The organism is Streptomyces sp. NPDC085481, from assembly GCF_044541845.1.
Lineage (GTDB): Bacteria > Actinomycetota > Actinomycetes > Streptomycetales > Streptomycetaceae > Streptomyces.
In genome coordinates this window covers 569,128-581,420 of record NZ_JBITTJ010000001.1, presented here as the reverse complement: position 1 = coordinate 581,420, position 12,293 = coordinate 569,128, and the positions used below count along the sequence as shown (strand labels likewise).

The window sequence follows — 12,293 nt, the reverse complement described above, 5'->3', positions numbered from 1 at the left end:
CGTGCATGACCAGCACGCTCCCCTCGCCAGCCAAGATCGCCGCCTGGATCGCCCTGCTCGCGCTGGTCGCGGGCGGGGCGGTGCACGCGTACGGGCTGACGTACCTGCCGTTCCTCTTCCCTGAGGACGCCTGCTACTTCAACGCGGGGAACAAGGTGACCCCCGACTCGTCGAGCGGGATGCCGGTGAGCCTGGTCTGCGACGGAGCGGAGATCGTCCCGGGCTGGGTCAACCCGCTGCTGCTCGCCCTGGCGGTCACCGTGGTCGCGGCGACCGTCGCCTCCGTCGTGCTCGCCCTACGCGCCCGCGCCCGCAAGCGCCGCGCGTAGTCGCAGGACGCCCGCCTTCCACTCCTCGCCGTCGGACTCCTCCCACAGCTCCAGCAGCTCGGAGTCCGCGCCGAGGACGCGGTCGAGGGCGGCGACGGCGAGCGGGCGGAGGGCGGCGGGGACGGCCGGTATGGCCTGCTTGGGGCCGTACGAGGTGGTGACGGGCTCGCCGCCGGGGCACTGCGCGGCGACCAGGGCCGCGGCGGCGACGGCCTCGACGGCCAGGTCGGCGTCCAGGTAGTCGTCGCCGGTCTCGGTGACCTCGCGGAAGGCGACGAGGAGCACCGCCGCCTTGTCGGCCGCGGCGGCCTCGTCGACCCGGTACGAGAAGTCGGCGGCGGTGTCGTTGTCGAAGGGGCCGATGTCCCAAGTGCCCATGGCGTACTCGCTCATTCCGTCCGTGCCGGCGGTCCCGACTGCTGCTCCTCATGCTGGCACCCGCCACTGACAACGCCGCCGGTTCCGTAGTGACGGCCGGGCATGCGGGGGTCGTCCCAGCGGGCGGGGGCGGGCAGTCCGATGAGCCGCACGCGGTTCAGCAGGTCCTCGGACGCGCCCCGGCGCCGGAGCCGTGCGGGGGCGTGCCGGGCCAGCCAGGCGGCGAGCTCGGCGCGCAGGGCCTCCTCGTCGACCTCCCAGGCGTGCCAGGGGAGTTCGTCGCCCAGCAGGTCCCACTCCCAGTGGGCGGCGGCCTCGGAGAGGTGCCGGTCGGCCGTGTCGTCGTCGAGGGCCTCCCAGGCCGCGAGCCACGGGGTGAGGGTGCCGGAGGCCTCCGCGCACAGGACGAGGAGGTGGTGGACGGGGACGGCCGGATCCGGGGCGGTGAGGCCGTGGGCCCACCAGGCGTCCAGGAACTCGCGGACCGCCGCTGACTGGTCCGCGGGCCACTGGAGCCAGCGGGCGCGGAGGAACGCGCGTCCCACCTCCTCCATGTCGAACGCGGGGTCCACGGGGCCGTCGGCGAGCGAGCGGGCGAACTGCGGCAGGACGCGGCGCAGCACCGCGCCGTGGTCGGCCCAGTCGGGGGCCCGCCAGGTGCGGCGCAGGAGGTCGGGGGCGAGCTCGGTGTCCGGGACCTTCAGCTGCGCGAGCTCCTCCGGGTCACCCCAGTGGCAGTCGCACTGGACCTCGTCGGCGCGGGCGGTCGCGCCGCGGAAGGTGACGGCCAGGCCGTCCAGGGCGCGGTCGAGCCGGCGGCGGGCGGGGGTGGTGTCGTCGACGTGCGTCATCGTCGGTTCGCCTCACGGGACTCCGGGCGGCTGCGCCGGCCGAAGATCCCGACACTACCGGTGACGGACGTCATCCCGCGCGGCGGCAACCGAGCCTCTTTCTGACCTTCCGTCAGATTGGAACGTGTTCTAGTCTGCCGTGCCATGTGCATCGCCATCACGCACGAACAGCGGGAGCTCGCCCGATCCGTCCGCGGCTGGCTCACCCGCGCCGTACCGCCGGAGGACGTCCGCAAGCACCTCGACGCGCCCGGCGGCGCGACCGGAAGGCCCGCGTACTGGGACGGGGCGGCGGCGCAGGGGCTGCTCGGCATCCACCTCCCCGAGGGGTACGGGGGCGGGGGCGGCGGGGACCTCGTCGACCTCGCGGTGGTCCTGGAGGAGGCGGGGCGGGCGCTGCTGCCCGGCCCGTACCTCCCCACCGTCCTCGCCGCCGAGCTGCTGCACCGCGCCGGGCGGGGGGAGGACGCCGGTGCGCTCGGCACGGGGGAGCGGACCGGCGCCGTCGCCCTCGGGCCGGGCACCCTGACCGCCGCGCCCTCGCACACGGCCGACGGCTTCGTCCTCGACGGGGTCGCGCCGCCGGTCATCGGCGCCGCCCAGGCCGATCTGCTGATCCTGCCCGCGCGCGCCCGGCACGGCACCGTGTGGCTCGCGGTGGACGCCGGCACCCTCGACGTACGCCCGCACGAGAGCGCCGACCCGACGCGGCCGACGGCCGAGGTCACCGCCGACGGGGTGCCGGTGCCCTCGAGCCGGATCGTCGGGGGAGTGGACTCGGCCCTGGTCGCCGACCTGGCCGCCGTGCTCTTCGCCGCCGACGCCTGCGGAACCGCCGCCCGCGTCCTCGACATCGCCGCCGAACACGCCCGGACCCGCGTGCAGTTCGGGAAGCCGATCGGGCGGTTCCAGGGCGTCAAGCACCTCTGCGCCGACATGCTGGTCCGGCTCGAACAGGCCAGGGCGCTCACCTGGGACGCCGCCCGCGCGGCGCGCGAGGAAGCCGCCGACGTACGGGCCCTCACCGCCTCGCTCGCCGCGGGGGCCGCGCTCGACACCGCGTACGGACTGGCCAAGGACTGCATCCAGATCCTCGGCGGCATCGGCTTCACCTGGGAGCACGACGCCCACCTGTACCTGCGCCGCGCCCTCGTCGCCCGCCAGCTCCTCGGCTCCGGCGACACCCACCGGCTGACCGCCGTACGCCACGCCGCCGCCGGCGCCCGGCGCGCGCTGCGCCTCGAACTCCCGGAGGAGGCCGAGGCCTTCCGCGCCGAGGCGCGGGAGGCGCTCGCGCCCGCCGTGGGGCTCGACCCGCACGCCGCCCGCCGCGCCCTCGCCGGCACCGGCTACGCGGCGCCGCACCTCCCGGCGCCGTACGGACTCGGCGCGGGACCCCTCGAACAACTCGCCGTCCAGCGCGAGATGGAGGCGGCCGGCATCGCGCTGAGCCCGCTGTCCATCGCCACCTGGGTCGTACCGTCCCTGATCGCCTACGGCACCCCCGCCCAGCAGGACCGCCACCTCGGGCCCACCCTGCGCGGCGAGCAGCAGTGGTGCCAGCTGTTCTCCGAGCCCGAGGCGGGCTCCGACCTGGCCTCGCTCCGTACGAGAGCCGAGCCGGTCGAGGGCGGGGGCGGCGGCTGGCGGATCAACGGGCAGAAGGTGTGGACGAGCGCCGCCCAGTGGGCCGACTACGGCATCCTCCTCGCCCGCACCGACCCCGACGCGCCCAAGCACCGCGGGCTCACCTACTTCGTCGTCGACATGAAGAACACCCCCGGCATCGACATCAGGCCGCTGAAGGAGATCACCGGAGAGTCCCTCTTCAACGAGGTGTGGTTCGACGACGCCGTGCTGCCCGCCGACGCGGTCGTCGGCGAGGTGAACGACGGCTGGCGGGTCGCCCGCAACACCCTCGGCAACGAGCGCGTCCACATGGCCGACCAGGTCGCCTTCGACACGGGCCTGGAGGCACTGATCGCCGCGGCGGGCGAGATCGCCGACGGCTCCGTACGGGTCAGGGTCGGGGCCCTGATCGCCGAGGCGCACGCCCTCGCCTGCATCGGCCTGCGCACCACGCTCCTTCAGGTGTCCGGGCTCGAGCCGGGCCCGGGCGCCAGCGTCCGCAAGCTCGTCCAGACCCTCCACCAGCAGAAGGTCGCCGAACTCACCCTCGAACTCCTCGGCGACGCGGGCGCGTTGCGCGAGGGGCCGGGGGAGCGGGCCGTGCACGGGCTGCTGATGTCGCGGTGCCTGACGATCGCGGGCGGGACGACGCAAGTACAGCTCAATGTCGTGGCCGAGCGCCTGCTCGGCCTGCCGAGAGACTGAGGGGTGTTCCCGTGAAGGCGTACATCGTGGGCGTGGGCATGACGAAGTTCGAGAAGCCGGAGACCAGGGACTGGCAGTACTGGGACATGGCGAAGGAGGCCGGCACCGCCGCCCTGGCCGACGCCGGCATCCCCTACGGGCTCGTCGAGCAGGTCCCCGTCGGCTACTGCTTCCAGGCCTCCACGGCCGGGCAGCGCGCCGCGTACGAACTCGGGCTCACCGGCGTCCCCGTCTACAACGTCAACAACAACTGCGCGACGGCGTCGACGGCGCTGATGATGGCCCGGCAGTTCGTGGAGGGCGGCATCGCCGACTGCGTCCTCGTGCTCGGCTTCGAGAAGATGGCGCGCGGCGCGCTGGGCGGCGGCTCGGACGGCGGCGACTTCAAGACCTCGCCGGTGGCCCGCCACTACGGGATCATGGCGGCCGGCCACGGCTTCGAGGTGACCCCGCCCACCGCCCAGATCTTCGGCAACGCCGCCCGCGAGCACATGGAGCGGTACGGCACGACGGAGGTGCAGCTCGCGGCCGTCGCCGCCAAGAACCACGGCCATTCGTCGCGTAACCCCAACGCCCAGTTCCAGGACGTGTACACGGTCGAGGAGATCCTCGCCGCCAAGACCATCCACCGGCCGCTGACCAAGCTCCAGTGCTCGCCGACCTCGGACGGCTCGGCGGCGGCGGTGGTGGTCTCGGAACGCTTCGTGGACGAACACGGCCTGGCGGGCCGGGCGGTGGAGATCGCCGCCCAGGCCATGACCACCGACACCGAGGACTCCTTCGCCTCCGGCTCCTGCATCGACGTCGTCGGCCGCCCGATGTCGCGGGCGGCGGCGCGACAGGTGTACGAGACGTCCGGGCTCGGCATCGAGGACGTCGATGTCGTGGAGCTCCACGACTGCTTCTCGATCAACGAGCTGCTGACGTACGAGGCGCTGGGCATGTGCGAGGAGGGCGCCTCGGGCAAGCTCGTCGAGTCGGGCGCGACGACGTACGGCGGCCGCTGGGTCGTGAACCCCTCGGGCGGCCTCATCTCCAAGGGCCACCCGCTGGGCGCGACGGGCCTGGCGCAGGCGGCGGAACTGGTGTGGCAGCTGCGGGGCGAGGCCGGTCCGCGGCAGGTGGCGGGGGCGCGGGTGGGTCTGGCGCACAACATCGGACTGGGCGGGGCGGCGGTGGTGACGATGCTGCGGAGGTCGTAGGTCGTTATACCGATGTACGGGGCGAGAGGCGTCTGCGACCATGACACGCATGCCGCAGCCCCCTCGTACCGACCCAGCCGAAACGACAGCCGCCGAGAAGCCCGAGCCCTCCATACCCCTGTCCGTACCGACCCGCCACCGCCGCCTGTGGCTGGTGGTGGCGATCGCCTGCGCGGGCCAGTTCCTCGTCGTCCTCGACGTGTCGGTGGTCAACGTGGCCCTGCCGTCGATGCGGGCGGACCTGGGGCTGACGGCTACGGGCCTGCAGTGGGTGGTGAACGTCTACTCCATCGCCTTCGCGGGCTTCATGCTGCTCGGCGGCAGGGCGGCGGACCTCTTCGGCCGCAAGCGCATGTTCCTGCTGGGCCTCGGCCTGTTCACGGCGGCCTCGGTGGCGGGCGGCCTGGCCCAGGAAGGCTGGCAACTCCTGGCCGCCCGCGCGGTGCAGGGGCTGGGCGCGGCGGTCCTGGCCCCCTCCACGCTGACCCTGGTCACGGCGGCGGTACCCGAGGGCCCGGCCCGTACGAGAGCGGTCGGCACCTGGACGGCGGTGGGCGCGGCGGGCGGCGCGGCGGGCGGCTTCGTCGGCGGCGTCCTGGTCGACCTGCTCGACTGGCGCTGGGTCCTCCTCATCAACGTACCCATCGGCGCCCTGGTCCTGACGGCGGCGCTGCTGTGGCTCGGCGAGAGCCGGGTAGGCGGCGGCCGGCGCCTCGACCTGCCGGGCGCGGTCCTGGTGACGGCGGGCCTGGCGACCCTGGCGTACGGCATCGTGCAGACGGAGGAGTCGGGCTGGACGTCCGCGGCGACACTCCTCCCCCTGGCGGCCGGCGTGCTCTTCCTGGCCGCCTTCACAGCGGTGGAGAAGCGAACCGCGACCCCGCTGATGCCGCTGCGCATCTTCCGCACGCGCGCGGTGTCGGCGGCGAACGTGACGATGGCGCTGTGCGGTTCGACGTCCTTCGGCTCGTGGTTCTTCATGACGGTCTACGCGCAGAACGTGCTCGGCTACACCCCGCTGGAGGCCGGCCTGGCCCTGGTCCCCAGCTCGGTCAGCGTCATCGCCGGCTCCAAACTGGCCCCCCGCCTGATGCCCCTCGTCGGCCCGCGCACGGTCGCCGTCCTCGGCGCCCTGATCGCGGCGGGAGGGATGGCCTGGCAGTCCACGATGACGCCGGACGGCACCTACGTGACGGCGATCCTGGTCCCCGGCATCCTGATGATGTTCGGCCTGGGCATCGCCTCCACCCCCTTGGCCATCCTGGCCACCACCAGCGCCCCACCCTCCGAAGCCGGCCTGGCCTCCGGCCTCATCAACACCTCCCGCACCATGGGCGGCGCCCTGGGCCTCGCGACCCTGTCGACCGTCGCAGCCTCGGTCACTTCCGGCTCCCCCACCCCGGAGGCCCTGACCTCCGGCTTCGCGACGGCCTTCGCGGCGGCGGCGGCCGTGCTGGTGGCGACGGCGGGGGTGATGGCGGTGTGGCTGCCGAAGGGGGAGCGGCAAAAGCCCTGACGGCCGGCGGCCGGAGGCTCTACAGCCACCCCTGCTGACGGGCCGCCCGGACCGCTTCCATGCGGTTGCGGGTGCCCGTCTTGCCGATGGCCGAGGACAGGTAGTTGCGTACGGTCGACTCGGACAGGTGCAGTCTGGCCGCGATGTCGACGATCGTGGCGCCGTCCACCGACGCACCGAGGGCGTCCCGCTCGCGCGCGGTCAGCGGGTTCGGGCCGGCGCTCAGGGCGGCGGCCGCCAGTGCCGGGTCGATGACCGTTTCGCCCCGGAGGACCTTGCGGATCGCCTCGGCCAGCTCCTCGACCGGCCCGTCCTTCACCAGGAACCCGGCCGCGCCCGCCTCCATCGCCCGGCGCAGATAGCCGGGCCGGCCGAAGGTCGTGAGGATCAGCACCCGGCAGTCCGGCACCTCGTCCCGCAGGTCCGCCGCCGCCTCGAGGCCCGACCGCCCCGGCAGCTCGATGTCGAGCAGCGCCACCTCGGGCCGCGCCAACAGTGCCGCGTCCACGATCTCGTCCCCACGCCCCACCTGCGCGACGACCTCGATATCCGGCTCCATCCCCAGCAGCAGCGCGAGCGCGCCGCGCATCATGCCCTGGTCCTCGGCGAGGAGGACTCTCGTACGGCTCAGCGGGCGATGGTCCTGCGGCATCTCGTTCACGAGGAACAGCGTAGGTCGATAGGTTGCTCGACATGACCGAACTCGGGCCCTCCGTCTGGCCACCCGCCCCGATCACCACCGAGCGGCTGGTGCTCCGCGCGTCCGAGGCCCGGGACCGTGCGGCGTTCGTCGAGCTGTTCGCCTCGCCAGAGGTGGGCACCCACATCGGTGGCTCCCGACCGCGCGATGAGCTCGAAGCCGCGATGCCGGAGGTGCCCGGGCGGCGTCCCGGCCACTTCGTGATCGATCTCGACGGAGCGGTGATCGGCATCGTCACGCTCGATCGCCGCGACGCGGGACGGCAGGGGCACGTCCGTCCGGGGGCCGAAGAGGCAGCCGAGCTCGGCTACCTGTTCCTGCCGGAGGCGTGGGGACGCGGGTACGCCGCCGAGGCGGCCACCGCGGCACTCGACTGGTTCGCCGGCGTGCTTCCCGGTGAGCCGGTGGTGCTCACCACCCGGACAGCCAACGCCCGCTCGATGCGCCTCGCGGCGAAGCTGGGGTTCACCGAGGTGGAGCGGTTCGAGGAGTACGGCGCCGAGCAGTGGTTCGGCGTGTGGTCCCCGGCCACACCGTCCGGTTGAGCCGGGCGAGCATGCACCCGTTGGGGGGAGAGACCCTGTGCGGCGCCCCTGTCCGGGGCTGCACCTCTGATGAGATGCACCTGCTTACGTGAAGTTTCATCAGGAGGACCAGAGTGGCAACGGGAACAGTGAAGTGGTTCAACTCGGAAAAGGGCTTCGGCTTCATCGAGCAGGACGGCGGAGGCCCCGACGTCTTCGCCCACTACTCGAACATCTCCAGCAGCGGCTTCCGCGAGCTCCAGGAGGGGCAGAAGGTGTCCTTTGACGTGGTTCAGGGCGCGAAGGGGCCGCAGGCGGAGAACATCCAGCCCGCATAGACCGCCCGGCCTGCCCGGCTCGCCGGCCGAACCCGGCTGCGGTCAGGCCGACGGCTCCGGTTCGCCGGTCCTGGAGGTCTCCACGGGGAGTTCCGCCGTGACCCGGAAGCCACCGCGAGGGCCCGGCCCCGACACCAGGGTGCCGCCTGCTGTGGCCACCCGCTCGCGGAGGCCCAGGAGGCCGCTGCCCGGGGTGTCGGTGGTCGTGCCCCGGCCGTTGTCCGTGATGGTGAGGTGGACGCGGTCCGGGGTGCCGCCCAGGGTGAACTCGCAGCGGGTCGCCCCGCTGTGGCGGACCGCGTTGGTGGCCGACTCCCGGACCACCCAGCTCAGCAGCGCCTCCGTCTGGGGTTCCAGGGGCGGTCCCGACTGGCGCACGACCGGCTCGATGCCGGCGGAGGAGAGGGCGTCCCTCGCCCGGTCCAGTTCCGTGGTCAGGGAGCCCTCGCGGTAGCCCGTCACCGCCTCGCGGATCTCCGTCAGGGCCTGGCGGCCCACCGACTCGATGTCCGTGATCTGGGACAGCGCCGCGTCCAGGTCGCGCGGGGCCAGGCGGCGGGCCGCCTCCGACTTGACCACGATGACCGACAGGGTGTGGCCCAGCAGGTCGTGCAGGTCGCGGGAGAAGCGCAGGCGTTCCTTCTCCACCGCCGTGCGGGCGAGCTCCTCGCGGGTCGCGCGCAGTTCCCTGACCGTTTCGGAGAGGGTGAGCACCGCCGCCGTCACCATGGTCGACAGGAACGTCCCGTACGCCACGTTGATCGCGTCCCAGCCGTCCCGTACCCCCGCCGCGGCCGCCGCCACCAGGCACAGGGGAAGCACCACCCTCACCAGCATCCTGCCCCGTACCACCGAGCCCACCGCCAGGCCGAGCAGCGGGAAGAACAGCAGCCACGGCCCCGCGTAGCCGATGGCCAGGGCCAGCGTCACCGCCGTCAGCGCGGCCAGCAGCCACCAGGTGGCCGCCGCCTCCCGGCGGGTGCGGTCGAAGGCGCGGAAGACCACCGCGATGTAGAGGGAGTTGAAGGCCAGCAGGCCCAGGGCGCCGATCCAGGGGTTGGGGGCCGCGCCTCCGAGGAGATGCGAGACCGCGCCCCCGCCCATCAGCAGCCACGGCAGCAGCGCGAAGCCGTTCGGCGGGCCCATCTCCTCCGGGGCGCGCCCCCCGCGTCGCCCCTTGCGGCTCTTCCGAATCCTGCGCATGGCGACTCCCCGTTCCCTCGCGTCCCTCAGACCGTCCGTGCCGAACGACGGTACGAGACCGCCGCGTACGCACCGAACACCGCCGCCCACACCGCCAGGATCCCGAGCGCCGCCGCCCCCGGCACCGTGCCCTCCGCCAGCGCGCGGCCGAGCTCGGAGAAACGGTTCGTCGGAGTGTACGAGGACACCGCGCGCAGCCAGTCCGGGAACAGGGCCACCGGGAACCACAGGCCGCCGACCACGGCGAGTCCCAGGTTGCAGGCCACGTTGACGACACCCGTCGTCTGGGCCGAGAGCCGGTAACCGTTGCCGAGGCCGAGCAGCGTGAACGGCAGCGAGCCCGCCCACAGCGCCACCGCCACCGCCGCCCACTGCCACGCGTCGAGCCGTACGCCGTTGACCAGCGCCCCCGCGAGCAGCACCGTCGCGATGGACGGCAGCACCACGACCGTGCCGGTCAGCGCGCGGCCCGTCACCACCTGGCGCGGGCTCATCGGGGTGATCCGCAACTGGCGCAGCCAGCCGGAGGACTTGTCCTCGGCGACACCCGTACCCAGTGACAGGGCCGCGCCCAGGGCCCCGTACGCCGCCATGCTGACCATGGAGTAGGTCTCGTACCCGCCGTCGTCTTCGCCGCCGAGGTTGGTGAAGAGGAGGTACATCAGGACCGGCACGGCGATCGACGAGATCGCGAAACCGGCGTCGCGCAGGGTGCGGCGGACTTCGAGGCGTACGTACGCGGCGATCATCGGGTCAGCTCCAGGGACGTGGACGTGGACGTGGACGTGGACGTGGACGGGGACGTGGACTTGGTGACGCCGGTGAGGGCGAGGAAGGCGTCGTTCAGGGAGACCGGGGCGACCTCCAGGCCCCGGATCGAGTCCCGCGCCGCGAGGGTCAGGACGGTCGCGTCGGAGTCCGCGCTGCGCAGGTGGGCGCGGTCGCCGCGGATCTCGACCGCGGTCACGCCGGGGAGCAGGGACAACCCCTCGGTCGGGCCGCCGGCCAGGTCGAAGGAGACGACCGTGCCGCCCGCCGCCCGCTTCAGCTGGTCGGCGGTGCCGTCCGCGAGGATCCGGCCGGAGTCGACGACGACGATCCGGTCGGCGCTCGCGTCGGCCTCCTCCAGGTAGTGGGTGGAGAACAGCACCGTGTTGCCGCGCCGGGCGTAGCCGCGCATGGCGTCCCAGAAGGTCTGGCGGGCCTCGACGTCCAGGGCCGCGGTCGGCTCGTCCAGGACCAGGAGCTCCGGGTTGCCGGCCAGGGCGACGGCGAACCGTACGCGCTGGGCCTGGCCGCCGGACAGCCGGTCCACGCGACGGCCCGCGAGCCCGGTCAGGCCGGCCAGCTCCAGGGCCTCGTCGACCCGCATGGGCGCGGGGTACGCGCGGGCGACGAAGGTGACCAGCTCGCGCACCGTGACCCGGGGGACGGGGCGGGTGTCCTGGAGCATCGCCCCGACCCGACCGGCCGCGACGGCGCGGGCGGGCGGCTCGCCGAACAGCCGGACCCGCCCGGAGACGGGCTCGTCCAGACCGAGGAGCAGGTTGATGGTCGTGGACTTCCCGGCGCCGTTACGGCCGAGGAGTGCGACGGTCTCGCCACGGCGGATGGTGAGGTCGACGCCGTCGACGGCGCGGACGTCGCCGTACGTCTTGGTGGCCGCCTCGAAGGCGACCGCGGGCTCGTTCTTCATGTCCACGACGCTACGGAGCGGGGGCGGGGGTCCGGCAGAAGCGCATGTACGGACCTGGCCGTGACAAATGTCCTGGGCGAGGTGTCCCGGTGTCCCACAAGCTGTTCTGACGTACCGTCAGGAGGGTTCACAACGCCGAACCCCTCCGCTATACATGAGGATCACCGAACTGAAACGCGTTCTAGAACGACTCGAACGGCCGGACGCGTACGCAGAACGGTCCCCGCACGGCCTCGGTGCGGTCGACGGTGCGGACGACCGCATCGAGGTCTCCACTCCAAGGACCTCCAAGGAGCAGCAACACGATGCCCATTGACGCCGCCAAGGCCGTCGCCGCCGAACCCCGCAGCGCGGAGATCGCCTGGGACCACAAGGACGTCCAGCTCTACCACCTCGGACTCGGCGCCGGCACCCCCGCCACCGACCCCGACGAGCTGCGCTACACCCTCGAATCCCGGCTGCACGTCCTGCCCAGCTTCGCCACCGTCGCGGGCGCCGGCATGGGCGTCGTCGGCGGACTGTCCGCCCCCGGCATCGACATCGACCTCGCCGCCGTCCTGCACGGCGGCCAGTCGATCACCCTCCACCGCCCGCTGCCCGTCTCCGGGCGCGCCGTCTCCACCTCCCGCGTCGCCGCCGTCTACGACAAGGGCAAGGCCGCGGTCCTCGTGCTGCGCTCCGAGGCCGCCGACGACGAAGGCCCGCTGTGGACCAGCGACGCCCAGATCTTCGTACGCGGGGAGGGCGGATGGGGCGGCGAACGCGGCCCCTCCGAGCGCCTCGAACTCCCCGCCCGCGAGCCCGACACCACCGTCGAACGGCACGTCCGCGAGGACCAGGCCCTCCTCTACCGGCTCTCCGGCGACTGGAACCCGCTCCACGCCGACCCCGAGTTCGCCAAGCTCGCGGGCTTCGACCGGCCGATCCTGCACGGCCTGTGCTCGTACGGCATGACGCTCAAGGCGGTCGTCGACAGCCTCCTCGACGGCGACGTCACCCGCGTCCGCGCCTACCGCACCCGCTTCGCCGGGATCGTCTTCCCCGGCGAGACCCTGCGCATCCGGATGTGGCGCCAGGGCGACGGGGCGACCGGCGGCGGCACGACCGGCGGCGGCAGGGTCCAGGTGACGGTCACGGCCGTCGAACGGGACGACGCCCCCGTCCTCGCCGACACCGTCGTCGAACACTCCTGATCTCCACGGACTGTCCCGAACTCGCCCGA

Annotated in this window: 13 protein-coding genes; 7 read left to right on the top strand and 6 right to left on the bottom strand. The window is 73.4% G+C overall.

What is annotated here, in order from left to right; translation table 11 throughout:
- Positions 1 to 5 precede the first annotated feature (5 nt).
- On the top strand, positions 6 to 329 hold the full coding sequence (locus tag ACIGEZ_RS02715; RefSeq protein WP_399824903.1) for a hypothetical protein: 324 nt from the start codon (positions 6 to 8) through the stop codon (positions 327 to 329).
- On the opposite strand, the gene ACIGEZ_RS02710 is transcribed toward ACIGEZ_RS02715, so the two are convergent.
- Together ACIGEZ_RS02710 and ACIGEZ_RS02705 are read right to left on the bottom strand one after the other, a co-directional pair.
- Positions 297 to 707: a DUF4259 domain-containing protein gene (locus tag ACIGEZ_RS02710; RefSeq protein ID WP_399824902.1), complete on the bottom strand. Its 411-nt coding sequence runs from the start codon at positions 705 to 707 to the stop codon at positions 297 to 299. The two genes, ACIGEZ_RS02715 and ACIGEZ_RS02710, sit on opposite strands and share 33 nt — an antisense overlap.
- A gap of 11 nt (positions 708 to 718) precedes the next feature.
- A complete protein-coding gene (locus ACIGEZ_RS02705; RefSeq protein ID WP_399824900.1) occupies positions 719 to 1,558 on the bottom strand; it encodes a hypothetical protein in 840 nt (279 codons plus the stop codon).
- A 144-nt stretch (positions 1,559 to 1,702) separates the two neighbouring features.
- Here ACIGEZ_RS02705 and ACIGEZ_RS02700 point away from each other — a divergent pair, with 144 nt between their 5' ends.
- The 3 genes from ACIGEZ_RS02700 to ACIGEZ_RS02690 are packed head-to-tail and all read left to right on the top strand — an operon-like array spanning position 1,703 to position 6,610.
- On the top strand, positions 1,703 to 3,892 hold the full coding sequence (locus ACIGEZ_RS02700; protein WP_399824899.1) for an acyl-CoA dehydrogenase: 2,190 nt from the start codon (positions 1,703 to 1,705) through the stop codon (positions 3,890 to 3,892).
- Between the two features lie 11 nt (positions 3,893 to 3,903).
- A complete protein-coding gene (locus ACIGEZ_RS02695) occupies positions 3,904 to 5,094 on the top strand; it encodes a lipid-transfer protein (protein ID WP_399824898.1) in 1,191 nt (396 codons plus the stop codon).
- Between the two features lie 40 nt (positions 5,095 to 5,134).
- A complete protein-coding gene (locus ACIGEZ_RS02690) occupies positions 5,135 to 6,610 on the top strand; it encodes an MFS transporter (RefSeq protein WP_399824897.1) in 1,476 nt (491 codons plus the stop codon).
- Positions 6,611 to 6,629: 19 nt separating this feature from the next.
- On the opposite strand, the gene ACIGEZ_RS02685 is transcribed toward ACIGEZ_RS02690, so the two are convergent.
- Entirely contained in the window at positions 6,630 to 7,262 is a 633-nt protein-coding gene (locus ACIGEZ_RS02685) for a response regulator (protein ID WP_399826185.1), read from the bottom strand.
- 41 nt (positions 7,263 to 7,303) lie between these two features.
- On the opposite strand from ACIGEZ_RS02685, the gene ACIGEZ_RS02680 reads away from it, so the two are divergent.
- Together ACIGEZ_RS02680 and ACIGEZ_RS02675 are read left to right on the top strand one after the other, a co-directional pair.
- Positions 7,304 to 7,855 carry a GNAT family N-acetyltransferase gene (locus ACIGEZ_RS02680; protein WP_399824896.1) on the top strand — a complete coding sequence of 184 codons (552 nt, stop codon included), beginning with the start codon at positions 7,304 to 7,306 and terminating at the stop codon, positions 7,853 to 7,855.
- Between the two features lie 113 nt (positions 7,856 to 7,968).
- Positions 7,969 to 8,172 (top strand): cold-shock protein, encoded by a 204-nt coding sequence (locus ACIGEZ_RS02675; RefSeq protein ID WP_399824894.1) that lies wholly within the window; start codon positions 7,969 to 7,971, stop codon positions 8,170 to 8,172.
- A 42-nt stretch (positions 8,173 to 8,214) separates the two neighbouring features.
- On the opposite strand, the gene ACIGEZ_RS02670 is transcribed toward ACIGEZ_RS02675, so the two are convergent.
- Genes ACIGEZ_RS02670 through ACIGEZ_RS02660 form a run of 3 tightly spaced genes read right to left on the bottom strand, consistent with a single transcriptional unit; the run spans position 8,215 to position 11,071 of the window.
- Positions 8,215 to 9,375, bottom strand: coding sequence for a sensor histidine kinase (locus ACIGEZ_RS02670; RefSeq protein WP_399824892.1), 1,161 nt, complete (start codon positions 9,373 to 9,375; stop codon positions 8,215 to 8,217).
- Positions 9,376 to 9,401: 26 nt separating this feature from the next.
- Entirely contained in the window at positions 9,402 to 10,124 is a 723-nt protein-coding gene (locus tag ACIGEZ_RS02665) for an ABC transporter permease (protein WP_399824890.1), read from the bottom strand.
- On the bottom strand, positions 10,121 to 11,071 hold the full coding sequence (locus ACIGEZ_RS02660; protein ID WP_399824889.1) for an ABC transporter ATP-binding protein: 951 nt from the start codon (positions 11,069 to 11,071) through the stop codon (positions 10,121 to 10,123). Before ACIGEZ_RS02660 ends, ACIGEZ_RS02665 begins: the two co-directional genes overlap by 4 nt.
- 305 nt (positions 11,072 to 11,376) lie before the next feature.
- On the opposite strand from ACIGEZ_RS02660, the gene ACIGEZ_RS02655 reads away from it, so the two are divergent.
- Positions 11,377 to 12,264 (top strand): MaoC/PaaZ C-terminal domain-containing protein, encoded by an 888-nt coding sequence (locus ACIGEZ_RS02655; protein ID WP_399824887.1) that lies wholly within the window; start codon positions 11,377 to 11,379, stop codon positions 12,262 to 12,264.
- Positions 12,265 to 12,293 lie beyond the last annotated feature (29 nt).

Excerpts from the sequence above, each read along its gene's own strand:
- ACIGEZ_RS02700 (WP_399824899.1), top strand. The coding sequence starts at position 1,703 with ATGTGCATCGCCATCACGCACGAACAGCGGGAGCTCGCCCGATCCGTC.
- ACIGEZ_RS02710 (WP_399824902.1), bottom strand. The coding sequence starts at position 707 with ATGGGCACTTGGGACATCGGCCCCTTCGACAACGACACCGCCGCCGAC.
- ACIGEZ_RS02660 (WP_399824889.1), bottom strand. The coding sequence starts at position 11,071 with ATGAAGAACGAGCCCGCGGTCGCCTTCGAGGCGGCCACCAAGACGTAC.
- ACIGEZ_RS02680 (WP_399824896.1), top strand. The coding sequence starts at position 7,304 with ATGACCGAACTCGGGCCCTCCGTCTGGCCACCCGCCCCGATCACCACC.
- ACIGEZ_RS02655 (WP_399824887.1), top strand. The coding sequence starts at position 11,377 with ATGCCCATTGACGCCGCCAAGGCCGTCGCCGCCGAACCCCGCAGCGCG.
- ACIGEZ_RS02665 (WP_399824890.1), bottom strand. The coding sequence starts at position 10,124 with ATGATCGCCGCGTACGTACGCCTCGAAGTCCGCCGCACCCTGCGCGAC.
- ACIGEZ_RS02670 (WP_399824892.1), bottom strand. The coding sequence starts at position 9,375 with ATGCGCAGGATTCGGAAGAGCCGCAAGGGGCGACGCGGGGGGCGCGCC.
- ACIGEZ_RS02685 (WP_399826185.1), bottom strand. The coding sequence starts at position 7,262 with ATGCCGCAGGACCATCGCCCGCTGAGCCGTACGAGAGTCCTCCTCGCC.
- ACIGEZ_RS02690 (WP_399824897.1), top strand. The coding sequence starts at position 5,135 with ATGACACGCATGCCGCAGCCCCCTCGTACCGACCCAGCCGAAACGACA.
- ACIGEZ_RS02715 (WP_399824903.1), top strand. The coding sequence starts at position 6 with ATGACCAGCACGCTCCCCTCGCCAGCCAAGATCGCCGCCTGGATCGCC.
- ACIGEZ_RS02705 (WP_399824900.1), bottom strand. The coding sequence starts at position 1,558 with ATGACGCACGTCGACGACACCACCCCCGCCCGCCGCCGGCTCGACCGC.